23 protein-coding genes are annotated in these 22053 nt (G+C 72.3%); 10 read left to right on the forward strand and 13 right to left on the reverse strand.

Annotated elements, in window-relative coordinates; all coding sequences use genetic code 11:
* Window positions 1-48: 48 nt before the first annotated feature.
* From ACFW48_RS09275 to ACFW48_RS09285, 3 genes are all read right to left on the reverse strand, one after another.
* The gene (locus ACFW48_RS09275; protein ID WP_386311950.1) at window positions 49-1356 is read right to left on the reverse strand and encodes a hypothetical protein; all 1308 of its coding nucleotides are present in this window, start codon (window positions 1354-1356) and stop codon (window positions 49-51) included.
* A 3-nt stretch (window positions 1357-1359) separates the two neighbouring features.
* Window positions 1360-1614, reverse strand: coding sequence for a MoaD/ThiS family protein (locus ACFW48_RS09280; RefSeq protein ID WP_053133327.1), 255 nt, complete (start codon window positions 1612-1614; stop codon window positions 1360-1362).
* A gap of 62 nt (window positions 1615-1676) precedes the next feature.
* Complete coding sequence (locus tag ACFW48_RS09285; RefSeq protein WP_386311953.1) at window positions 1677-2549, reverse strand: alpha/beta hydrolase; 873 nt, start codon at window positions 2547-2549, stop codon at window positions 1677-1679.
* Window positions 2550-2795: 246 nt separating this feature from the next.
* Here ACFW48_RS09285 and ACFW48_RS09290 point away from each other — a divergent pair, with 246 nt between their 5' ends.
* From ACFW48_RS09290 to ACFW48_RS09310, 5 genes are all read left to right on the forward strand, one after another.
* Entirely contained in the window at window positions 2796-3569 is a 774-nt protein-coding gene (locus tag ACFW48_RS09290; protein ID WP_386311956.1) for a winged-helix domain-containing protein, read from the forward strand.
* Window positions 3570-3611: 42 nt separating this feature from the next.
* Entirely contained in the window at window positions 3612-4634 is a 1023-nt protein-coding gene (locus tag ACFW48_RS09295; RefSeq protein WP_386311960.1) for a LacI family DNA-binding transcriptional regulator, read from the forward strand.
* Between the two features lie 94 nt (window positions 4635-4728).
* A complete protein-coding gene (locus tag ACFW48_RS09300; RefSeq protein WP_386311963.1) occupies window positions 4729-5790 on the forward strand; it encodes a S1C family serine protease in 1062 nt (353 codons plus the stop codon).
* 95 nt (window positions 5791-5885) lie between these two features.
* Window positions 5886-6626: a response regulator transcription factor gene (locus ACFW48_RS09305; RefSeq protein ID WP_386311966.1), complete on the forward strand. Its 741-nt coding sequence runs from the start codon at window positions 5886-5888 to the stop codon at window positions 6624-6626.
* Complete coding sequence (locus tag ACFW48_RS09310; RefSeq protein ID WP_386311969.1) at window positions 6623-8077, forward strand: sensor histidine kinase; 1455 nt, start codon at window positions 6623-6625, stop codon at window positions 8075-8077. Before ACFW48_RS09305 ends, ACFW48_RS09310 begins: the two co-directional genes overlap by 4 nt.
* On the opposite strand, the gene ACFW48_RS09315 is transcribed toward ACFW48_RS09310, so the two are convergent.
* The 4 genes from ACFW48_RS09315 to ACFW48_RS09330 form a co-directional block, all read right to left on the reverse strand.
* Window positions 8068-8466: a hypothetical protein gene (locus ACFW48_RS09315; protein ID WP_386311972.1), complete on the reverse strand. Its 399-nt coding sequence runs from the start codon at window positions 8464-8466 to the stop codon at window positions 8068-8070. The genes ACFW48_RS09310 and ACFW48_RS09315 overlap by 10 nt on opposite strands.
* Complete coding sequence (locus ACFW48_RS09320; RefSeq protein ID WP_386311975.1) at window positions 8463-8750, reverse strand: hypothetical protein; 288 nt, start codon at window positions 8748-8750, stop codon at window positions 8463-8465. The genes ACFW48_RS09315 and ACFW48_RS09320 overlap by 4 nt, the downstream gene beginning before the upstream one ends.
* Window positions 8751-8861: 111 nt before the next feature.
* Window positions 8862-9059, reverse strand: coding sequence for a DUF397 domain-containing protein (locus ACFW48_RS09325; RefSeq protein WP_386311978.1), 198 nt, complete (start codon window positions 9057-9059; stop codon window positions 8862-8864).
* The gene (locus ACFW48_RS09330; RefSeq protein ID WP_386311981.1) at window positions 9056-9817 is read right to left on the reverse strand and encodes a helix-turn-helix domain-containing protein; all 762 of its coding nucleotides are present in this window, start codon (window positions 9815-9817) and stop codon (window positions 9056-9058) included. The genes ACFW48_RS09325 and ACFW48_RS09330 overlap by 4 nt, the downstream gene beginning before the upstream one ends.
* 187 nt (window positions 9818-10004) lie before the next feature.
* On the opposite strand from ACFW48_RS09330, the gene ACFW48_RS09335 reads away from it, so the two are divergent.
* The gene (locus ACFW48_RS09335) at window positions 10005-10304 is read left to right on the forward strand and encodes a hypothetical protein (protein ID WP_386311984.1); all 300 of its coding nucleotides are present in this window, start codon (window positions 10005-10007) and stop codon (window positions 10302-10304) included.
* Between the two features lie 87 nt (window positions 10305-10391).
* Here the strand turns inward: ACFW48_RS09335 and ACFW48_RS09340 are convergent, their stop codons facing one another.
* Window positions 10392-12224 (reverse strand): bifunctional metallophosphatase/5'-nucleotidase, encoded by a 1833-nt coding sequence (locus ACFW48_RS09340; RefSeq protein ID WP_386311987.1) that lies wholly within the window; start codon window positions 12222-12224, stop codon window positions 10392-10394.
* Between the two features lie 184 nt (window positions 12225-12408).
* On the opposite strand from ACFW48_RS09340, the gene mshD reads away from it, so the two are divergent.
* The gene (mshD, locus tag ACFW48_RS09345; protein ID WP_386311991.1) at window positions 12409-13338 is read left to right on the forward strand and encodes a mycothiol synthase; all 930 of its coding nucleotides are present in this window, start codon (window positions 12409-12411) and stop codon (window positions 13336-13338) included.
* On the opposite strand, the gene ACFW48_RS09350 is transcribed toward mshD, so the two are convergent.
* Genes ACFW48_RS09350 through ACFW48_RS09370 form a run of 5 tightly spaced genes read right to left on the reverse strand, consistent with a single transcriptional unit; the run spans window position 13278 to window position 17889 of the window.
* Window positions 13278-14078 (reverse strand): ABC transporter, encoded by an 801-nt coding sequence (locus ACFW48_RS09350; protein ID WP_386311994.1) that lies wholly within the window; start codon window positions 14076-14078, stop codon window positions 13278-13280. The two genes, mshD and ACFW48_RS09350, sit on opposite strands and share 61 nt — an antisense overlap.
* Window positions 14066-15583, reverse strand: coding sequence for an ABC transporter permease (locus tag ACFW48_RS09355; protein ID WP_386311997.1), 1518 nt, complete (start codon window positions 15581-15583; stop codon window positions 14066-14068). The genes ACFW48_RS09350 and ACFW48_RS09355 overlap by 13 nt, the downstream gene beginning before the upstream one ends.
* Entirely contained in the window at window positions 15580-16443 is an 864-nt protein-coding gene (locus ACFW48_RS09360; RefSeq protein WP_386311999.1) for an ABC transporter ATP-binding protein, read from the reverse strand. Before ACFW48_RS09360 ends, ACFW48_RS09355 begins: the two co-directional genes overlap by 4 nt.
* A gap of 43 nt (window positions 16444-16486) precedes the next feature.
* Window positions 16487-17350, reverse strand: a complete 864-nt coding sequence (locus ACFW48_RS09365) for a zf-HC2 domain-containing protein (RefSeq protein WP_386312002.1) — start codon at window positions 17348-17350, stop codon at window positions 16487-16489.
* Window positions 17347-17889 carry an RNA polymerase sigma factor gene (locus tag ACFW48_RS09370; RefSeq protein ID WP_386312005.1) on the reverse strand — a complete coding sequence of 181 codons (543 nt, stop codon included), beginning with the start codon at window positions 17887-17889 and terminating at the stop codon, window positions 17347-17349. Before ACFW48_RS09370 ends, ACFW48_RS09365 begins: the two co-directional genes overlap by 4 nt.
* A 274-nt stretch (window positions 17890-18163) precedes the next feature.
* Between ACFW48_RS09370 and ACFW48_RS09375 the strand changes: the two genes are divergently transcribed.
* The 3 genes from ACFW48_RS09375 to ACFW48_RS09385 are packed head-to-tail and all read left to right on the forward strand — an operon-like array spanning window position 18164 to window position 22021.
* Complete coding sequence (locus ACFW48_RS09375) at window positions 18164-20404, forward strand: RNA degradosome polyphosphate kinase (RefSeq protein WP_386312008.1); 2241 nt, start codon at window positions 18164-18166, stop codon at window positions 20402-20404.
* Window positions 20385-21563: a CHAD domain-containing protein gene (locus ACFW48_RS09380; RefSeq protein ID WP_386312011.1), complete on the forward strand. Its 1179-nt coding sequence runs from the start codon at window positions 20385-20387 to the stop codon at window positions 21561-21563. The genes ACFW48_RS09375 and ACFW48_RS09380 overlap by 20 nt, the downstream gene beginning before the upstream one ends.
* 20 nt (window positions 21564-21583) lie before the next feature.
* Complete coding sequence (locus ACFW48_RS09385; RefSeq protein WP_386312013.1) at window positions 21584-22021, forward strand: NUDIX hydrolase; 438 nt, start codon at window positions 21584-21586, stop codon at window positions 22019-22021.
* Window positions 22022-22053: the final 32 nt, after the last annotated feature.

Consider the following 22053-nt stretch of genomic DNA (forward strand, 5'->3'; position numbering starts at 1 on the left):
CCCGGGGGGCGGGAAGCCGGCTCGGCGGCGTCCAGCCCGGGCGGCGGATCAGGCGAGGGCCCTGCCGAGCACGTACACCGCCGGTGCCGCAGCCGCGAGCGGCAGGGCCACGCCCGCTGTGAAGTGGACGAACCGGGAGGGGTAGTCGTAGGCCGCCACCCGGTGGCCGATCAGCGCGCACACCGCCGCGCCCGCCCCGAGCAGCGCCCCCGACGTCCCGTAGTCCGTCATCGAGCCGGCCGCGATCCCCGCACCGGCCGCCGCGAGCAGCGCGACGACCACGGACGCCTGCGTCGGCAGCGGCAGGGCACGGGCCACGACGGCCACGGCCACCGCGATCGCGCCGACCGTCACCGCGTCCGCGTCGGCGGCGAGGTACCCGCCCGCGACGATCGCCAGGGCCGCCGCGGCGACGGTCGCGATCAGGCCGTACATCCGCTCGTCGGGGTCGGCGTGCGAACGCAGTTGCAGTACGAGGGACAGCAGCACCCACACCCCGAGCGTGCCGAGGATCGCCGCCGGGGAGCGGTCGGACACCAGCATCGCCGCGTCGGCGGCGAGCGCGCCCGCGAAGCCCAGCGCGATGCCCTGCCGGGCGGGCCACATGCCGTTCAGGCGGAACCAGCCCGCCGCGGTGACGGCCTGGAGGGCGACGAGCGGGACGAGCAGGGCGTACGTACCGAACGCCGCTCCGCCCGCCAGCAGCAGCCCGAGCAGCGCCGTGAGCCCGGCCGGCTGTATCCCCGGGTCGATGATCGGCGAGCGCCCCTCCGCGCGGGCGCGCTGCGCGTCGGTGACTCGCGTGTTCCCGGCGAGGGTGGAGGGGCCGTAGCCGGGCGCGTCGGAGGAGGGGGCGGGCTCAGCGTCAGCGACGGGGGAGGCGGGTTCGTAGGGCTGGGGGTGAGGGTGGGGCTGGGGGGCGTACGCCTGCGGCTGTGACGGGTACGGCTGGGGCTGCGCGTGCGACTGGGGCTGCGCGTACGGCTGGGGCTGCGCGTACTGCTGGGGCTGGGGCTGCGCGTGCGGCGCGTAGGGGCCGGTCGGTCCGTACGGCGTGCCCGCCGGCTCCTGGTACCCGTTCGGGGCCTGCGGCGGCAGGTACGCCGTCTCCTCCGCGGAGACCGGCGGCCGCACCTGGGTCTCCCAGGTCTGCCCCTGCCACTGCTGCGTGTACTGGCCGGCGTTCGGGTCCTCGTAACCCTGCCCGCCCTGATACGCCTGCTGCCCCTGGGGCTGCTGGTGCGCGGGCCACGCCTGGGCGTCGTACTCCGACTGCCCCTGCTGCCCCTGCTGCCATCCGTCGTGTCCCTCGTACGGCTGATTCTGCCCGTACGGCTGATGCGGCTGGTTGGTCATCGCTCACCCTCCTGCGAACGGCGGGAGGACCTCGACCGTGCCGCCGTCGGCCAGCCGTACCGTCTCATGCCCGCGCGTGCCCACGGGGTCGCCGTCGACGAGGAACGAGCAGCGCAGCAGTACACGCGTGAGTTCGCCGGGGTGCCGCTCGCGCACCGCGCCGAGCGCGTCGGCGAGCGTGGCCGCCTCGTACGGCTCCTCGGCCACTCCTGCCGCGGCCTTCGCGGCGGCCCAGTAGCGCACCGTGACCTTTGCCATCTGGATCCTTCGTCGCCGGTGCCGATCGGCGTCCGTGTCGATCGGCGGTGAACACCGTCAGGCTAGCCCGCCCGGGACACGGCCCAGTCGCCGATCCGGCACAGCAGGCCCTCGTCCGACGCGTGCTCGGCGTGGCCCATGCCGGGCTCCAGCCAGAGTTCGCCGTGGTCACCGGCCGCCTCGGCCAGCATCCGGGGGTGGTCGACGGGAAAATAACCGTCCCGGTCGCCGTGCACGACGAGAAGGGGCGTCGGCGCGATCCGCGGCACCGCCTCCACCGGCGACAGCGGCACCGGGTCCCAGTCCCGGTGATGGATACGGGTGCGCATGCCGTAGCGGCCCACCAGGCGCCCGGCGGGCCGCATCACCAGCCAGTGCAGTCGGCGCATGGGCGCCGTACCCCGGTAGTACCAGCGGGCGGGGGCGCTCACCGACACGACGGCGTCCGTGCGGGCGTCCCTGTCACCGCCGTCACCGCCGTCACCCTCACCGCCGTACAGCGCGGCGTGCCGCAGCACCACCGAGCCGCCCATGGAGAAGCCGACGGTCACCACGCGCGCGTGCCCGAAACCGCGCGCCCAGGTGACCGCCGCCGCCAGGTCGAGCACCTCCCGGTCACCGACGGTGGAACGTCCGCCGGAGGCACCGTGGCCCCGGAAGGAGAACGTGACCACGGCGCCGTAGCGCCCGAACGCCTCCGCGATCCGCCGTACGTGGGGCCGGTCGGCGTCGCCGGTGAAACCGTGCGCGACGACGAACACCAGGTCAGAGTCGTCGCGACCACTCACGCCCGGCTCGTACACGGCGTCGATCCGGACCCCGTCGGACGCGTGCAGGAAGGTGCGTGCGGGGGTGCGGCGCGGCGCCCCCCGGGACGTCTCGGAATGCGGACGGACGGTGGAACGCGCCACATCACCTGCCGGTCGGTTGCTCATGTCGGCTATTCTGCTGGGCAGAGGACTCGGGCAACGTAGCCCCCGGGTCCTTTTGTGCTTCCGGGAGCGCCGCCGGGCAGTCGTCGGGCGTTCACCTCCCGGACTCGCAGCGGGCCCCACGGGCACGGGATCCGCACCTGTACGAAGCAGTGCCGTAAACGTCCTCGCAGGGACCGAGGAGGAACCAGACGTTATGGGCGAGCGAACCGTGCACGACCGTAAGACGACCCAGGCAGGTGGGGCGCGATGAGTTCTCTGCTGCTCCTGACCAACGCCCTCCAGCCGTCGACGGAGGTGCTTCCCGCCCTCGGCCTGCTGCTGCACAACGTCCGTGTCGCGCCGGCGGAGGGCCCCGCCCTCGTCGACACTCCCGGCGCCGACGTCATCCTCGTCGACGGACGCCGTGATCTCCCACAGGTCCGCAGCCTGTGCCAGCTGCTGCGTTCCACCGGGCTCAGCTGTCCGCTCGTCCTCGTCGTCACCGAGGGCGGCCTCGCCGCCGTCACCGCCGACTGGGGCATCGACGACGTGCTGCTGGACACCGCCGGCCCGGCGGAGGTCGAGGCCCGGCTGCGGCTGGCCATGGGCCGCCAGCAGATCGTCGGCGACGACTCCCCCATGGAGATCCGCAACGGCGACCTGTCCGTGGACGAGGCGACGTACTCCGCCAAGCTCAAGGGCCGGATCCTGGACCTCACCTTCAAGGAGTTCGAGCTGCTCAAGTACCTCGCCCAGCACCCGGGCCGGGTCTTCACCCGCGCCCAGCTGCTCCAGGAGGTCTGGGGCTACGACTACTTCGGCGGCACCCGCACGGTCGACGTGCACGTACGGCGGTTGCGCGCCAAGCTCGGCCCCGAGCACGAGTCGCTGATCGGCACCGTCCGCAACGTCGGCTACCGCTTCGTCACCCCGGAGAAGCCCGAGAAGGGGGAGCGCGCGGAGGACGCCAGGGCGAAGGCCGGGCCCCGGACGGAGGCGCAGGCGGACACCGCGGTGGAGGCGACGTCAACGAAGGTGTGATACGCCCTGCCCAGGGCGGATCCATCCGCGTAGACTCCGCGCGTGGCCAAGGTGACTCGGGATGATGTGGCGCGACTGGCGGGAACTTCCACCGCCGTCGTCAGCTATGTCATCAACAACGGACCCCGGCCGGTCGCCCCGGCCACGCGCGAGCGTGTCCTCGCCGCGATCAAGGAACTGGGGTACCGGCCGGACCGGGTCGCCCAGGCGATGGCGTCGCGGCGCACGGACCTCATAGGCCTGATCGTGCCGGACGCGCGCCAGCCCTTCTTCGCGGAGATGGCGCACGCGGTCGAGTGGGCCGCCTCGGAGCGCGGGAAAATGGTGCTCGTCGGCAACTCCGACTACGTCGGCGAGCGCGAGGTCCACTACCTGCGCGCCTTCCTCGGCATGCGCGTCTCCGGCCTGATCCTGGTCAGCCACGCCCTGAACGACCTGGCCGCCGCCGAGATCGAGGCCTGGGACGCCCGGGTCGTCCTGCTGCACGAGCGCCCCGAGGCCATCGACGACGTCGCCGTCGTCACCGACGACCTGGGCGGCGCCCAGCTCGCCGTACGCCACCTGCTGGAGCACGGTTACGAGTACGTCGCCTGTATGGGTGGCACCGCCGAGACCCCGTCCGTCGGCGACCCGGTCTCCGACCACGTCGAGGGCTGGAGGCGCGCGATGAAGGAGGCCGGACTCTCCACCGAGGGCCGGCTCTTCGAGGCGCCGTACAACCGCTACGACGCGTACCGCGTGGGGCTGGAGCTCCTCTCCGGCCCGCAGCGTCCGCCCGCGATCTTCTGCTCCACCGACGACCAGGCGATCGGCCTGCTGCGCGCGGCCCGTGAGCTGCGCATCGACGTGCCCGGCGAGCTGGCGGTGGCCGGCTTCGACGACATCAAGGAGGCCGATCTGGCGGACCCGCCGCTGACGACGGTCGCCTCGGACCGGTCGGCGATGGCGCGGGAGGCGGTGGACCTGGTCCTGGACGACGGTCTGCGGGTGGCGGGCTCGCGGCGGGAGCGGCTGAAGGTCTTCCCGTCGCGCCTGGTGGTCCGGCAGTCCTGCGGCTGCGAGTAGCAGCTTCGCCGCACGGCTTTATATCGGGCATACGAGGTTCTGCCGGGCTTCTCAGGCAGCACTCAGGCCGCTCTCATACGGGGGCGGGAAGCTCATGAACATGACCGAGAGCCTCCGCCGCAACGGCGAGTACGAGCACGCGCAAGAGAACCCGTACGAGAATCCGTACCAGGGCGCCCAGCAGCACGCCTCCTCTCCCGTCAACCCCGAGTGGCCGCCCCCGCCGGCACAGCCGCCCGCCGCCTCCTTCCAGGACGGACAGCCCGAGCAGCCGCACAAGAAGCGCGCGTCCCGTCGTCGCGGCCCCGTAGCCCTGCTCGCGGCCGTGGCGATCGTCGCGGCGGCCGTCGGCGGCGGCACCGCGTACGGCATCCAGGAGCTGACCGGCAGCGACACCGTCGCTTCCAGCGCCACCAGCACCAACGTGGTGCCCGCCGGCCAGAAGGGCACGGTCGCCGGGGTCGCCGAGGCGGTCAGCCCGAGCATCGTCGAGATCAGCGCCACCTCGAACGCCGGTTCCTCCACCGGTTCCGGCGTGGTCATCACCGGCGACGGCGAGATCATCACCAACAACCACGTCGTCTCCGGCGCCTCGTCCGTCAAGGTCACGACCAGCGACGGCAAGCAGTACACCGCCCAGGTCGTCGGCACCGACAGCAGCAAGGACCTGGCGCTGATAAAGCTGGAGAACGCCTCGGGCCTGAAGGCCGCGACCCTCGGGGACTCCGACGGCGTCGGGGTCGGCGACCAGGTCGTCGCGATCGGCTCCCCGGAAGGCCTTACCGGCACCGTGACCAGCGGCATCGTCTCCGCCCTGGACCGTGACGTGACCGTCTCGACCGACGAGGGCCAGCAGCAACAGCAACAGCGGCAGGGGGGCGGCTGGCCGTTCGAGTTCGGTGGTCAGGAGTTCAACGGCGACACCGGCTCGTCCACGACGACGTACAAGGCGATCCAGACCGACGCGTCCCTCAACCCGGGCAACTCCGGCGGCGCGCTGATCGACATGAACGGCAACATCATCGGCATCAACTCCGCGATGTACTCGTCGGCCGAGTCCTCCGCCGGCGCGGGCAGCGTCGGCCTCGGCTTCGCCATCCCGATCAACACGGTGAAGGCCGACCTGCCCAAGCTGCGAGCGGGCGCCGACGGCTGAGCGGTCGGCCCGAGGCCGATGCGAACATGCGACGCTGAAGGCGTTGGCAGCCGTCACCCGACACCGCATCCGAGAATGCCGAGGAATCCGAGCCCATGAGCCCCGCAGAAGGCGACCGCGACCGTGACACCCAGCGCATCCTGATCGTCGACGACGAGCCGGCGGTCCGCGAAGCCCTCCAGCGCAGTCTCGCCTTCGAGGGGTACGACACCGAGGTCGCCGTCGACGGCGCCGACGCCCTGGAGAAGGCGGCGGCGTACCGGCCCGACCTGGTCGTCCTCGACATCCAGATGCCCCGCATGGACGGCCTGACCGCCGCCCGGCGCATCCGCGGCGCGGGCGACCTGACCCCGATCCTGATGCTCACGGCCCGCGACACGGTCGGCGACCGGGTGACCGGCCTGGACGCCGGCGCCGACGACTACCTGGTCAAGCCCTTCGAACTGGACGAGCTCTTCGCCCGTATCCGCGCCCTGCTGCGCCGCAGCTCCTACGCGCCGGCGGTGGATGCCACCGCCGACAACGAGGACACCCTCACCTTCGCCGACCTGACCATGGACCTGGCGACGCGGGAGGTCGTGCGGGCCGGGCGGCCGGTGGAACTGACCCGCACCGAGTTCACCCTCCTTGAGATGTTCATGGCACACCCACGCCAGGTCCTCACCAGGGAGCAGATCCTCAAGGCGGTCTGGGGCTTCGACTTCGAGCCGTCGTCCAACTCCCTCGACGTGTACGTCATGTACCTGCGCCGCAAGACCGAGGCGGGCGGGGAGCCGCGCCTAGTCCACACGGTCCGCGGCGTCGGCTACGTGCTTCGGCAGGGCGGCGCGGAGTGAGAGGGCTGGTCCGCCGCGTCCGGGCGCTGCCCATCCGGGCCCGGCTGTCTCTTCTGGTGGCAGCGGCCGTGGCGTTCGCGGTGGCAGCGGTTTCGGTGACCTGCTGGTTCCTGGTGCGCGATCAGCTGTACGACCAGCTCGACGATCAGTTGCGCAGCGAGCAGGTCTCGAGAGGGCTGCTGAACAGCATGCTGCGCAACTGCCAGTCGGAGGCCCCGGAGGAACTCCCCCAGGTACCGAACGCTCCCGTCGTCACCATCCTGTACTCCGACGGCTCGACCTGCGTCAATCCTGGAAACGAGGAGGTCCGCGTGCAGGACGCGGACGTGGATGTAGCCGACGGCCGGGCGAGGGATGCCCTGCACACCGCGACGACCACCGACGGCACCACCATGCGCGTCTACACCCAGCGGGTTTACGACGCGGGGACCGGGCAGGTTCAACCGGGCATCGCCGTCTCCATCGCCAAACCGGTCGCGGACGTCACCAAGCCCTTGTCTTCGCTGGTCTGGATCCTCCTCATCGTCAGCGGCATCGGAGTCATCGGAGCCGGTGCCTCTGGCCTCGCCGTGGCCCGTGCCGGGCTGCGCCCGGTCGATGAACTCACCGAGGCGGTGGAACACGTGGCCCGTACCGAGGACTTGGCCATCCGCATCCCCATCGAGGGCGGCGAGGACGAGATCGCCCGTCTCTCCCGCTCCTTCAACAGCATGACGTCCTCCCTGGCCAGCTCCCGCGACCTGCAACAGCAGCTCATCGCCGACGCGGGCCACGAACTCCGCACCCCCCTCACCTCCCTCCGCACCAACATCGAACTCCTCTCCCGCAGCGAGGAGACCGGCCGCCCGATCCCCGAGGCCGACCGCAAGGCACTCCTCGCCTCGGTCAAGGCCCAGATGACGGAGCTGGCCGCGCTGATCGGCGACCTCCAGGAACTCTCCCGCCCCGACACCGGCCAGCACGAGGGCCGCACCCGCATCCTCGCCTGGCACGACGTCGTCGAGTCGGCCCTGCGCCGCGCCCGCCTGCGCGGCCCCGAGCTGACGATCACGGCGGACGTACAACCCTGGTACGTACGGGCGGAACCGGCGGCCCTGGAACGCGCGGTCGTCAACATCCTGGACAACGCGGTGAAGTTCAGCCCCGAGTCCGGCACCGTCGACGTACGCCTCGCCGACGGCGTCCTCACCGTCCGCGACCACGGCCCCGGCATCCCCGCCGAGGAACTCCCCCACGTCTTCGACCGCTTCTGGCGCTCCCCGAGCGCACGCGCCCTGCCCGGCTCGGGCCTCGGCCTGTCGATCGTGGCCCGGACGGTGCAGCAGGCGGGCGGCACCGTGAGCCTGACTCCGGCCGAGACCGGTGGCGGCGGAACAGTGGCGACCGTTCGGCTGCCGGGGGCGCCGGTACCGCCGCCGGAGGCGGACGCGGCCGGCGGGGGTCAGTGGTAGCCGAGCATGCCGGGGGCATCGATGTCGACGGTGAGGAAGCCCGGTGGGTAGAGATCCTCCCGCCCGGTCAGGATGATCGACATGCCCCCCGAGTCCAGGTGCGGCGTCGCCACGTAGAGCGCGTGACACGTATCCGCACCACCCCAGCCGTCCCGCACCATCCCGCCGACAGTATTGGCCGCGACCTGACCGAGCGGATCGACGTGCAGGCCCGGAAGTGCCATCAGCGCGCCTCCGACGTTCGCCTCGCTCTCCTCGGCCTTCATGAGGCACAGCGCCGGGAGGTGCAGCCAGTCACCCGGCGTATGAGCGACATTGTCGGCGAGGCGATGGAGGGCCTCGTGGCCATGGGCGAGTGCCAGGGCCGCACCCGCGTCGAGAATGATCACGCGGCGCGCTCCCCGAGGACCCGGGTCTTGTCCGCCGCCATCGCATAGATGTTGGCCAGGACGTTCGGTCCGTTCTCGAACTCCTCATCGCTGAGTGTGCAGCCCAGCCGTTCACGCAGCACCGCGCGCGTGGCCGCCACCCGCTCCGCGATCTGCTCCGCCGTCGGCTGCTCCGAGGCCAGCTGCTCGACGAGCTGGCCGAGGGTCATGCCTCGCTCCTTGGCGACCTGCGCGAGGTGGTCACGGGCCTGGCGTGACACCTGAATGGTCGTGTTCTCTGCCATGACCCCACCATAGTCGCGCCACAGCCAGGAGGCCGCCGTCCGTCGCTTCGTTCACCCGAAGGTGCCTACGACCCTCGCCCCGCGTGACTCCGCCCAGCTCGGCCCGAGTGGCTATGCCCTCAGCCTGGCCACGAATGCCCCCCACGACATCGCCCCGAAGACCAGCACCCGCCCGTCCGGCATCTTGCTGTCGCGCACGGGGACGAGGCCGGGGTGACCGTCGGCGACCTCGACGCAGTTCGTGCCGCCCCCGTCGCTGTAGGAGGACTTGCGCCAGGTCGCGGCGGTGAGGTCAGGGAGTCGGTTCATGATCTGCGCTCCTCCAGAAGGCCCTTGATGAACGCCATCGACTCCACCGGAGTCAGAGCCGCGTCCCTGACCAGATCGTAGGACAAGCGAAAGGACAGGACCTTGTCCGGATCGTCGATCAACTCACCGAAGCCGTTGCCTTCCACGTAGGCAACGGGGTCGCCGACCCGTTGCCACAGGAGCCAGAGATGGCTGTCCATGAGGTCGTGCACACCAGCCGTGTAGGGCAATACCTGAAGCGCGACCGTGGGCAGTTCTGCCGCGTTCACCAGATGCGAGAGCTGGTCCCTCCACACCTTCCTATCCGGAACAGGTCGCCGCAACGCCCCTTCGTCCAATATCACGCGGATACTCGGCGCCGGTTGTCGATGCAGCAGCTCCTGCCGCCCCAGGCGCAAAGCGACCTGCTCCTCGACTGCCTCGCTGTTGCCTGCCGTTGTCCGGGCTCCTGACAACACTGCCCGGGCGTAGTCCTCGGTCTGCAACAGGCCCGGGACCCGGAGCTGGAACAGCCACATCACCCGAGCCGTCGCTTCCAGTTCCATGAACGCCTTGTACTTGTCCTTGATGACCTCCTGGCGCGCGTCGCGCCACAAGCGGACCAGCAGGTCGCCGGTGCCGTGATACCTGTCGAGGTCCTCCATGACCGCCCGTTTGGAGAGCCGTTCCCCTTTCTCCAAGCGGTACAGATAGCTCTTGTCGTACGAGGTCTCCTCAGCCAGCTGCCCCAGTGACTTGCCCGCCTTGTCACGCAGCATCCGGAGCGTCTCACCCAGCTCCGCACGTCTCGATTGCCCGTCCCCGAGCGGGTGTTCGCCCACCTCGCTCCTCCCGTTGTCTGCCAGCCAGGCAACACCTGACCCCTTTCGCAGCGTACGCGCGACCAGTGACGATCGAGGCACGAAACGTAATCACCGCTGGTCGCTGGTATCGAAGGGACAAGCCATGCCCACTCCCCCGCTCCGCCTCCTCCCCTGGACCACCCCCGAAGGCAAGCCTTGCTATCTGAGCACCGACGGCGGGGACAGCCGGCTCTCGCGGCTCGCCGATGACATCGAGGAGGCCCAGGTGGACTCGGGTGAGAAAGTACTCGCGGGTGCCAGGGCCGTACTCGCCGACCGGAAGGCGGGGGAGCGGGCGGTGCGGTTCGCGCTGGTCAGGGCGACGGAGGCCCTCGCGGATCTGCTCCGTATCGCGGTCAGCCGGGGCGAACGGGTCGCCGATGGTGGCAGTCGACTGCGGTGACACTTACCGGCCAACTGTCCGCGCCGCGCCCATATGAGCGCGGCGCGAACATCACATGCCGATGTGTACTCGCTTCGGCAGGGTCGGCTACCGCACCACCGTGATGCGGTCGGCCGCCGGCGGGGTGATCGGGTCGGTCGCCGACGAGTTGGCCGTCAGGTACTGCTCCAGCGCCGTCAGGTCGTCCGCGCCGACCAGTTCGTTCGCGCCCTCGCCCAGCGTGGGGAAGCCGTCTCCGCCACCCGCGAGGAAGCTGTTCGACGCGACGCGGTAGGTGGCCGCCGGGTCGATGGGGGCGCCGTTCAGGCGGATGGAGTCCGTGACCACGCGGTCCGCGCCGGTCTTGGTCAGGTCCAGGGTGTAGGTGAAGCCGGACGAGACCTGGAGGATCTTCGGGGCCGCCTCGTTCGGGCCGCTCACCTGCTCCTTGAGGACCTGGATCAGCTGGGCGCCCGTGTAGTCCTTGAGGTTCACGGTGTTGGCGAAGGGCTGGACGGTGAAGCCCTCGGCGTACGTGACGACGCCGTCGCCCTCGCCGCCCGTGGAGGTGTAGGTGAGGGGGGCGCGGATGCCGCCCGGGTTCATCAGGGCCAGGTCGGTCTCCGGGTCCTGGGTCCTGCCGTAGGCCAGCTGCGCGTCGGCGATCAGGTCGCCGAGCGGGGACTCGGTGCCGTCCCGGTTGATGTCGCCGGAGACGTAGCCGATGGGGCGGTTGCCGATCGGGGCGGCGAGGGTGCTCCACCTGTCGATCAGGCGGGTCATGTCCGGCGCCTTCGGGACGTCCCGTGTCACCACGTGGTTCGCGGACTTCACGGCCGTACGGGCGATGTCACCCGTCGCGCGGTCGTAGGTCAGCGTCGTGTCCGTGTACAGGCGGCCGAAGGACGCGGCCGACGTGACCATGCGGGGCTTGCCCGCCGGGTCGGGGATCGTGCAGACGTACGCCGCGTGGGTGTGGCCGGTGACCAGCGCGTCCACCTCGGGCGTGACGTTCTTCGCGATGTCGGCGATCGGGCCGGATATGCCGTCGCCGGCGCCCGGGGAGTCGCAGTCGTAGTTGTAGGAGGACGAGGCCGGGAAGCCGCCCTCGTGGACCAGGGCCACGATCGACTTCACGCCTTGGCGCTGGAGCACCTTGGCGTACTTGTCGATCGTCTCGACCTCGTCCTTGAAGGAGAGGCCCTTGACGCCCTCCGCCGAGACGATGTCCGGGGTGCCCTCCAGGGTCACGCCGATGAAACCGACCTTGACGCCCTTCTGCTTCCACACCCAGTAGGGCTTCAGGATGGGCTTCTTCGTCTTCTCGTCCAGGACGTTGGCCGCCAGGTACGGGAAGTCGGCGCCCTCGAACTCCTTGTCCGTGTAGCAGCCCTCGGTGGGGTGGCAGCCGCCGTTCTGGAGGCGGGCCAGTTCCCTGGCGCCCTCGTCGAACTCGTGGTTGCCGACGCTGGTCACGTCCAGGTCGAGCTTGTTCAGCGCCTCGATCGTCGGCTCGTCGTGGAAGAGGCCGGAAAGGAGGGGGGACGCGCCGACCATGTCGCCGCCTGCGGCGGTGATGGAGTAGCGGTTGCCCTCGCGGGCCTCGCGGAGGTGCGTGGCGAGGTATTCGATGCCGCCCGCGTCGACCGTCTTCGTCGTGCCGTCCGGCTGGAGTTCCGTGACCCGGCCGGAGGAGCCGGCCGGGGGCTCCAGGTTGCCGTGCAGGTCGTTGAAGGAGAGGAGCTGGACATCCTGGTAGCGGCCGTGGCCATGACCATGGCCGTGACCGCCGTTGCCGCGGTGGCTCTCGCCCGCGTTCGCCGACGCCGGAAGTGCCGCGGCGGCGAGCGCGCCGGCGGTGACGACCGTGGCGGCGACGGCGAGAAGACGGTTCGTACGGCGTCCGCGGCGCGGTTGGTACGACTGTGCTGTGGCTGGCATGCGCCCCCCTGTGGGTGTGCGTGAGCGCGAGCCGCTGAGGAGACGGCTCGTCGGCGCAGCAGCCTAGAGTCAACGCGCGTAGCGCGACAGGGGGTGACGGGTTACATCCTGGTGTACCTCCCCCGACGGCCCAACTGCCCCGACTGCCGCCGCTTTGCCGCACCCGCCCCTTACCCTCGTACGCATGACCAGCGACGACACCGTGCAGCCCGGCCGCCCCCGCTCGATCGAGACCCTCGCCGAACTCGCCCCGGAGCAGACCGACGCCGTGCTCGCCCTGCTCACCGAGGCCGCACGCAACGACGGGCAGCAGGCCGTGTCCGAACAGGGACGGCTGCAACTGCGCGGCCCCGCACGGGAGGGCATCGCGCACCTGCTGCTCAGCGTGAACGGCGGCGAACTCGTCGGCTACGCCCAGCTGGAGGGCACCGACCCGATCGAGCCCCCGGCCGCCGAACTGGTCGTCCACCCCTCGCACCGGGGCCAGGGGCACGGGCGGGCGCTGGGTTCCGCGCTGCTCGCGGCCTCCGGCAAGCGGCTGCGGATCTGGGCGCACGGCGGCCACTCCGCCGCCCGGCATCTCGCGCAGGTGCTCGGTCTGACGCTGTTCCGTGAACTGCGTCAGATGCGCCGCCCGTTGGCCGGCCTGGAGCTGCCGGACCCGCGGCTCCCCGAGGGCGTGACCGTACGGACCTTCGTGCCGGGACAGGACGACACCGCCTGGCTCGCGGTGAACGCGGCCGCCTTCGCCCACCACCCCGAGCAGGGCTCCCTCACCCAGCGGGACCTCGACGACCGCAAGGCCGAGACGTGGTTCGACCCGGCGGGGTTCTTCCTGGCCGAGCGGGACGGCGAGCTGATCGGCTTCCACTGGACCAAGGTGCACGCCGAGGAGCGGCTCGGTGAGGTGTACGTCCTCGGTATCCGCCCCGACACCCAGGGCGGCGGCCTCGGCAAGGCCCTGACCACCGTCGGCCTGCGGCACCTGGCGGAGCAGGGACTCCCGACGGCGATGCTGTACGTCGACGCCGACAACAAGGCGGCGGTGTCCGTCTACGAGCGCCTGGGCTTCGCCACCCACGAGACGGACCTGATGTACCGCACGGAGACGTGAGGCGGCCCGGCCCCGAGCCGGCCCGCCGAACCGGCCCAGTCCCGAGCCGACCCGCCGAACCACCCGCCAAGCCGCCCCGCTAAGCCGGTCCGCCAACCCCGCGCGACCGCCTCCCCCAGCGCCCCAAGCGGCTCCGGCCCGCACACCCCCCACACCACGGCCGCCGCCGCCAGCAGCGCCGCCCACCGGTCGTGCGCCGCCGGCCACCGCGGGTCGTCGGGCGGTACGAACAACGCCCAGCTCTCCGGCGCCAGCAGCGGCACGAGGACCGCCGCGAGCAGCAGGGCCGCCGCGACGGACGGCCCCGGACGCGCCTCGTCCGTCAGCCGTACCGCCGTCGCAGCACCGGCGAGCGCCAGTACGCCCAGCACCGCCGCCTCCACGGTGATGTCACCGGCCGGGGGCCGGGACGCCGAGGGGGCGAGCAGCAGTACGGCCGTCCACCACAGCGCGGCGAGCGGTGCGACCATGGCCACCCGCAGCGCCTGCCGCAGCGGGCGCCGGGTCGGGACGGGCGCGGTGAGGTCCCGGGCCGGGTCGTCCAGCAGGAAGGCCAGGCCGAGCGCGCCGACCAGGGCGACGCCCCGCAGGAGGATGAGCGTCTCCCAGGAGGTCGGTTCCGCGCCGACGGCGTCCGGCGTCGCGGCGAGCAGCAGCCCGAGAATCCCGGCCGCCGCCAGGCCACGCCACGGCAACGTGCGCCACACCGGGCCGACGAGGGCCGGTGTCACTCCTCGCACGAGTCCGCCTTCTGCGGCCCGGCCACACCCAGCAGTTCGGCGGCCCGGGCCGTCGTGACGCCCGGCGAGGTCAGCTCGTCCCAGTGCGCCTTCACCTGCTCGCCGACACCGGCGGGCGGGTCCTCCAGCAGACGCCGTACGACGTCCGTCTGCCCCTCCGTCATGGACAGCGGGTCGGTGGGCGACAGGACGACCGCGGAGCCCTGCACACTGTCGTCGACGCGGACCCGGCGCAGGGCGTTCATCGGGTCGTCCTGCCAGCTCAGGGACAGCCACATGAGGGTGACCATCCGCCCGTCGCAGATCTCGCTCCCCGCCTCCTCGGTGCCCGCGACGAGGACGGCGGCGACGGCGCTGGAGAACTCGGGAACCCGGTTGCCGCCCCAGGAGGTGCCCACGGTCACCTGGTGGGCGTCGGTGAGCGCGGGGATCGCGGCGTCGCCTTCCATCCCGTACCGGGCGTCGATCCGCTGCCGTACGACGAGCCGCCGGTCGTGCGCGGAGCCGCCCGTGAGGGACTGGACCCGGTCCACGACCCCGGCCCAGGTGCCGGTGCGGGGCTCCCACTCGGGGAAGGCGCAGTACGTCGACCGGCCGTGCTCGACGCAGGTCAGGTCGGGGCGTACCGAGGCGCGTTCGCGGGCCGCGGTCAGTTCCGGCGACGGCGCCGCGCCTCCGGCCTGCATGACGCCGCCCGTCACCGCCAGGGCGAGGGTCAGGACGACACCCGCCCGGACGGCCAGGTGCCGCGCTCCGGCGACGAGCACCGCGAGGAAGGCCGCGCACAGGGCCGCACCCGCCAGGTAGAGGGCGTGCCAGGCGGCGGGCCGTCCCAGCAGGTCGGAGGGCAGGGTGTTGGGGCTGACGTCGGCGACGACCGGCGCCAGCCAGGACAGCCCGCTCGCGCCACCCGGCGCCGTACCGAGAACGAGCGTGAACAGCAGCAGGACCAGCACCAGCGGCGCGGCGGGCGCGGACGGGATCACCCGGGCCAGCAGCACCCCGAAGGCCCCGAACAGCAGTACCGTCAGCGGTCCGACGAGCAGCTCGGCCGGCGAACCGTGCCCGACCGCGCCCGGCTTGAACGCCTCCCAGGCGAACTGACCGGCCACGCACACCGCGGTGAGCAGGACGGCCGGTACGACGGACAGCGCGTGGGCCACCGTACGGCGCCAGGGCGTCATCCCCAGCACCGCGAAGTGGTTCTCGGTGCCGTGCCGTCCGGAGCGCAGGGCGGCGAGGTTGGCGGACAGCAGGACGGCGAGGCCGACGAGCATCGGCATGCTCTGGGTGGCGCGGTCGACGTCCTGCAACGCCGGATAGCCGTCCCAGGAGCTTCGCGTACGCCAGACGATCCACGCGACGTACGCCGCGAAGGCGATGACGACGGGGACGCTCAGCAGCAACCGGCGCGCCTCGAACCGGGCCAGGGCGAGCACGGCCCGCGCGCCGCCGCGCGGCCCGGTCTCCACTGCGGGCGGGGACACCGTGAGTACGGCGCTCATGCCGACACCTCCGCGTCGGCACCGTCGAGGGTGAGCAGGTAGCCGTCCTCCAGGGTAGGTTCGACCAACTCCGCTCCGGCGGGCGGATCACCCACGTTCCGGAATGACCCGGTCCCGGTACGCCACCCGGCCTTCGCGCCCGCATCCCGCTCCGTACTGCTCCACACGCGCCCGGCGGCCCGCGCGGTCAGCTCGGCCGGGGTCCCGTCGAACCTCACGGCGCCGGCGGCCATGACGACCACCCGGTGGCAGAGCATCGCCACGTCCTCGGTCTGGTGGGTGGACAGCAGCACGGTCCGCCCGTCGCCCGCCCCGGCGACCAGCTCCCGGAACCGCATGCGCTGTTCCGGATCCAGTCCGACGGTCGGCTCGTCGAGCACCAGGAACCCGGGGTCCCCCACCAACGCGGCCGCGAGCGCCACCCGCTGCCGCATGCCCCCGGACAGCTTCTTGATCCTCCGCCCGCGCACGTCCCCCAGATCGACCTCCTCCAGCACCCGCCGCACCTCACGGTGCCGGGCGCCACGGTCCGCCAGTTCCTTCAGGATCGCGACGTAGTCGACGAACTCGAAGGCGGTGAAGTCCGGATGGAAGCCGGGCGTCTGCGGCAGGTACCCGAGCCGCCGCCGCACCTCCTGCCGCCCGCTCGCGGTCCCGGGGTCGTGCCCGAGCACGGTGAAGGCCCCCCGGTCGGCGGGCACGGCGGTGGCGAGCACGCGCAGCAACGTGGTCTTCCCGGCGCCGTTGGGCCCGAGCAGCCCGGTGACGCCCGGAGTCAGCCGCAGCGACACGTCGTCGAGGGCGCGGGTGCGGCCGTAATGGAGGCTGAGCCCGGAGGCGGAAACGGTGGGGTGGTTCATACGGCGCTCCCGTACAGGAAAGGGACAAGGAAGAAGGCAGGACTCACGCGGCACCCCGCGGAAAGACGTCGAACCGGTCGCGGAACAGGAACAGCAGCCCGGCACCCAGCACGACCACCACCCCGGACACGCCCTGCCCGGCCGCCGTGAACGGCGCCAGCGGACTGTCCTCGGCCGCGCGCGCCGCGTCCGCGGCCAGCAGCACGGCCACCCACGCCCCCGCGACCACGGACGGCGCGAGAACCGGACCCAGCCGGGGCGTCAGCGCGAGCCCGGTCGCGGTGAGGGCGAGCCCGGGCAGCAGCCAGGCCAGGACACGCAGCCCGTACCCCGGCAGGGCGAGCGTCGCCAGCCCGTTCACCCCGAGCGCGACGGCCAGCACGGCGACCGTACGAATCATCAGCAGCCGGAAGCCGTGCATCGGCGAGACGACGGCCATCTCGTACGTCGGATCCAGCGCGGGCCCGTAGGCGAGCGCCACCCCGGCCAGCGGCAGCAGCGGAGCGAAGGCGAGGAACAGGGTGGGCGTGCGGGCGGCGCCGGCCGTGAGGGCGACGGCGAAGGTCATCAGCAGCACGGCGACGACCGCGCCGAGCCAGGACCGGCGCAGTACGGGGGTGGCCGCGAGCAGCCGCGCGGTGCCGTCACCGACGCCGCACCGCACCAGCAGCCCTTCGAACCAGCCCGGCCGGGGCGCGTCCAGCTCCGCGTCGAGCCGCTCCCACCCCGCCTCCAGAGCGGCGGCGTCACTCACCTCGGCGAGTACACCGCGGCAGTGCGCGCAGGCGGTCAGGTGGGCGTCGGCGGACCACAGCGCGGGCGCCGCCAGTCCGCCCCGGGCGTAGGCCCGCAGGTCGTCCTCGTCCACGTGCCAGGTCTCCCGGCGACGGCTGTCCTCGTCACTCATGCCAGCGCCTCCCGCAGTTGCCGGCGGGCACGCATCGCCCGCGTCTTGACCGTGCCCGGCGGGATGCCGAGCAGGACGGCCGCCTCACGGGTGGTCAGCCCGTCGATGACGGTGGCCTGGAGCACCGCGCGCAGCTCCGGTGAGAGCCGCACGAGGGCGCCGGCGAGATCGCCGTGCTCGACACCGGCGAGCACCCGCTCCTCGGCGGAGGCCTCGTCGCGGTGCCGCAACCGGGCCAGCGCCTGCCGCAGCCGCCCCCGGGCGCCGTCGCCGCGCAGCACGTCGACCAGCCGCCGCGACCCGATCCGCCACAGCCATCCCGCCACGTCGCCCTCCTCCCGGTAGCGCGCACTGCCGCGCCACACCGCGAGGAAGGTCTCCTGTACGACGTCGTCGACGACACCGGCGTCGGCGCAGCGGCCGCGCAGGCGCGCGGTCAGCCAGGGGGCGTACCTGCGGTACAGCTCCTCGAAGGCACGCCGGTCGGCATCGGACGCGACGGCCCGCAGCAGCTCCCCGTCGCTTCTCGTTTCGCTCACATCTCCTCATCGGACGAGCCCGGCCAATCGGTTCACACGATCGCAGGCGGAAACGCTGGACAGGGGGGTGGGCCGGACCCGCGCGGCCGCCTCGGGCACCCCCGCCCGCACCACCGCCGGAGGCCCGCCGCTATCCCACACGTCATGTCCTCGTAACCATCGATTCAGACAGCCTTGCGACGCTCACCGAATGAAGCCGACCGTGCCACCAGGAGCAGAGCATCCCGCGCCGTCCGACGCGCCTGTCCTGCGCGCGGCGCGGAAGAATGGGTTCATGAGGCAGCCGAACACCCAGGCAGAGGTCCAGCACACGCAGCCCTCCGTGGGCTCCATCGCCGCGCACCGCCCGCACACCGTGGCCGCCACCGTCTCCGACCTGGAACCCGACATCGACGCGGACCTCGACGCGTACGAGGAGTCGGAGGAGTCCCAGGCCGGCGGCGCCCGGCTCCCGCAGGGCCGCTTCCTCGACCGCGAACGCAGCTGGCTCGCGTTCAACGAACGCGTGCTCGAACTGGCCGAGGACCCGGGCACCCCCCTCCTGGAGCGCGCCAACTTCCTCGCGATCTTCGCCAGCAACCTGGACGAGTTCTTCATGGTCCGCGTCGCCGGCCTCAAGCGCCGCATCGCGACCGGCGTCGCCACCCGCTCCGCCTCCGGCCTCCAGCCCCGCGAGGTCCTGGAGATGATCTGGGCCCGCTCCCGCGAACTCATGGCCCGGCACGCCGCCTGCTTCCACGAGGACGTCGCCCCCGCCCTCGCCGAGGAGGGCATCCACCTGGTCCGCTGGAGCGAACTCGCGGAGAAGGAGCAGGCCCGCCTCTTCACCCTCTTCCGGCACCAGATCTTCCCGGTCCTCACCCCCCTCGCGGTCGATCCGGCCCACCCCTTCCCGTACATCTCGGGCCTCTCCCTCAACCTCGCGGTCGTCGTCCGCAACCCGGTGACCGGCCACCGCCACTTCGCGCGGGTCAAGGTCCCCCCGCTGCTCTCCCGCTTCCTTGAGGCCTCCCCGGGCCGCTACGTCCCCATCGAGGACGTCATCGCCGCCCACCTCGAAGAGCTGTTCCCCGGCATGGAGGTCCTGGAGCACCACGCCTTCCGCCTCACCCGCAACGAGGACCTGGAGGTGGAGGAGGACGACGCGGAGAACCTCCTCCAGGCCCTCGAAAAGGAACTCATGCGGCGCCGCTTCGGCCCGCCCGTACGCCTGGAGGTCGAGGAGTCCGTCGACCGCGAGGTCCTCGATCTCCTCGTCCGCGAGCTGAAGATCGGCGAGGCGGAGGTCTACCCGCTCCCCGGCCCCCTCGACCTCACGGGCCTCTTCCGCATCGCCGGCATCGACCGCCCCGAGCTGAAGTATCCGAAGTTCGTCGCCGGCACCCACCGCGATCTGGCCGAGGTCGAGTCCGCGTCCGCGCCGGACATCTTCGCCGCCCTCCGCAGCCGCGACGTGCTGCTCCACCACCCGTACGACTCCTTCTCCACCTCCGTCCAGGCCTTCCTGGAGCAGGCCGCGGCCGACCCGGACGTCCTCGCGATCAAGCAGACGCTGTACCGGACGTCCGGCGACTCCCCGATAGTCGACGCGCTCATCGACGCGGCCGAGTCCGGCAAGCAGGTCCTCGTCCTGGTCGAGATCAAGGCCCGCTTCGACGAGCACGCGAACATCAAGTGGGCCCGCAAGCTGGAGGAGGCCGGCTGCCACGTCGTCTACGGACTGGTCGGCCTCAAGACGCACTGCAAGCTGTCGCTCGTCGTCCGCCAGGAGGGCGAGACGCTACGCCGCTACAGCCACGTCGGCACCGGCAACTACCACCCGAAGACGGCCCGCCTCTACGAGGACCTCGGCCTGCTCACCGCGGACCCGCAGGTCGGCGCCGACCTCTCCGACCTGTTCAACCGCCTCTCCGGCTACTCCCGGCGCGAGACCTACCGCCGTCTCCTCGTCGCGCCCAAGTCGCTGCGCGACGGCCTGGTCTCCCGCATACACAAGGAGATACAGCACCACCGCGCCGGCCGCCCCGCCTCCATCCGCATCAAGGTCAACTCGATGGTCGACGAGGCCGTGATCGACGCCTGCTACCGCGCGTCCCAGGCCGGCGTCCCGGTCGACGTGTGGGTGCGCGGCATCTGCGCGCTGCGCCCGGGGGTGACGGGCATGTCGGAGAACATCCGGGTCCGTTCGGTCCTCGGCCGCTTCCTCGAACACTCGCGGGTCTTCGCCTTCGGCAACGGCGGCGAGCCGGAGGTCTGGTTCGGCAGCGCCGACATGATGCACCGCAACCTCGACCGCCGGATAGAGGCCCTGGTCCGGGTCACCGACCCGGCCCACCGGGCGGCCCTCAACCGGATGCTGGAAACCGGGATGTCCGACGGCACCGCCTCCTGGCACCTCGGCCCGGACGGCGAGTGGACCCGGCACGCGACCGACGCGGACGGCCAGCCCCTGCGCAACATCCAGGAGATGCTCATAGACGCCCGGAGGCGCCGGCGTGGCACAGCGACACCTTGACCCGACGGACCCCACCGCCACGGCCACGGCCGCTGCCGGCCCGCCGGTACCCGCGGACACGGACGCCCTCGCGGGCTACCTGCGGGCGCAGGCCACGGAGTTCCTCCGCGCCCTGCGCCAGCACCGTGAATCGGGCACGGGCGCACACGGTGGGAACGGCGCGCACGGCGCGCGCCGCTCGGACAGAGCGACCCCGGCCGCGGCCCCCGTGGACGCGGCCCGCGCCCTGCGCCGCGCTGCCCGCCGTCTCAGCGGCACCCTGCACACCTTCCAGCCCCTGCTGGACGCCGACTGGGCGGAGAGCATGCGCCCCGAGCTGGCGTGGCTGTCCGGCACGCTGGCGATGGAGCACGCGTACGCGTCCCGCCTGGAACGCCTGCTCCAGGCCCTGCACCGGCTGTCCGGTTCGTCGGCGTTCCCGGCCCAGCAGACGGCCGACCGGGCCACCGCCGCCGTGTCCGCCGCCCACCCGGCGCCCCCGGAGCGCGGCAGCCTCACCGTGGGCGCGGCCAAGGCGGGCGCGCTGCTCGACCGCCAGCTGACCCTGGCCCGCACCCGGGCGCACTCCACCGCCCTCCAGGCCCTGGGCAGCAGCCGCTTCCACGCCGTCGCCGACAAGGTCGCCTTACTGGCGAGCGAGGTCCCGCTGAGGGCCACCGGCCCCGCCACGCCCGGGGCCCCGGCCACCACGTCCAACGCCGCGTCCCCCACCGACCTCCGCCCCTTGGCCGCCGCCGCGGAGAACCGCCTCACCGACGCCGTGGCCGCACTGCCCCTCGTCACCGCGGGGAGCCCGTACAACGCGGAGGCGCTGATCCACGGCCTCTCCCCGGACCCCGTCGCCCACCCCCAGGACGCCCCGTGGCACCAGGTCCGGCTGCTGCTGCGCCTGCACCGGTACGCACTGGAAGTACTGGCCGGCGAGGAGGCCGAGGTCTCCGAGGACGTACGCCTCCTGGCCGCCGGCGAGGCCCTGAACCGCCACCGCGACGCCGCGGAGGCCGCCGCGGCCGCGGCCCAGGCCGCCCGTACGCCACGCATCGCGCCCGCGACGGCGTACGCGCTCGGCGTGCTCCACGCCGACCAGCGGCATGAGGTGGAGGCGGCGAGGTACGCGTTCCAGCACAGCTGGCGCAAGGAACCCATCAGGCTGCCGTAGGACAGGAGGCGTGAGCGCACGTGAGTCCCGCAGACGACACCACCGTCCGCGCGGCCGGCTGCGTGCTGTGGCGGCGCTCCCCGGTCGACGGCGAGCTGGAGCTCTGCCTCGTCCACCGCCCGAAGTACGACGACTGGTCGCACCCGAAGGGCAAGCTCGAGCCCGGCGAGGACCCGCTCGCGGGCGCCCTGCGCGAGGTCGCGGAGGAGACGGGGTACGCCGCCGCACCGGGCGCCGAGCTGCCCACCGTCCGCTACCTCGCGAACGGCCGCCCCAAGGAGGTCCGGTACTGGACGGCCGCGGCCACCACCGGCGTTTTCGCCCCGTCCGACGAGGTCGACCGCATCCTGTGGCTGGAGCCCGCGGCAGCCCGCGCCCGCCTCACCCAGCCGCGCGACCGGACCCTCGTCGACGCCCTGCTCGCGACGGATCCGCTCGGGACCGCTCCGTGTCCTTGACGTAAGCGTTCCGTGACCTCACCGCACCGTCC

This window comes from Streptomyces sp. NPDC058812 (assembly GCF_042744565.1).
GTDB lineage: Bacteria > Actinomycetota > Actinomycetes > Streptomycetales > Streptomycetaceae > Streptomyces > Streptomyces thinghirensis.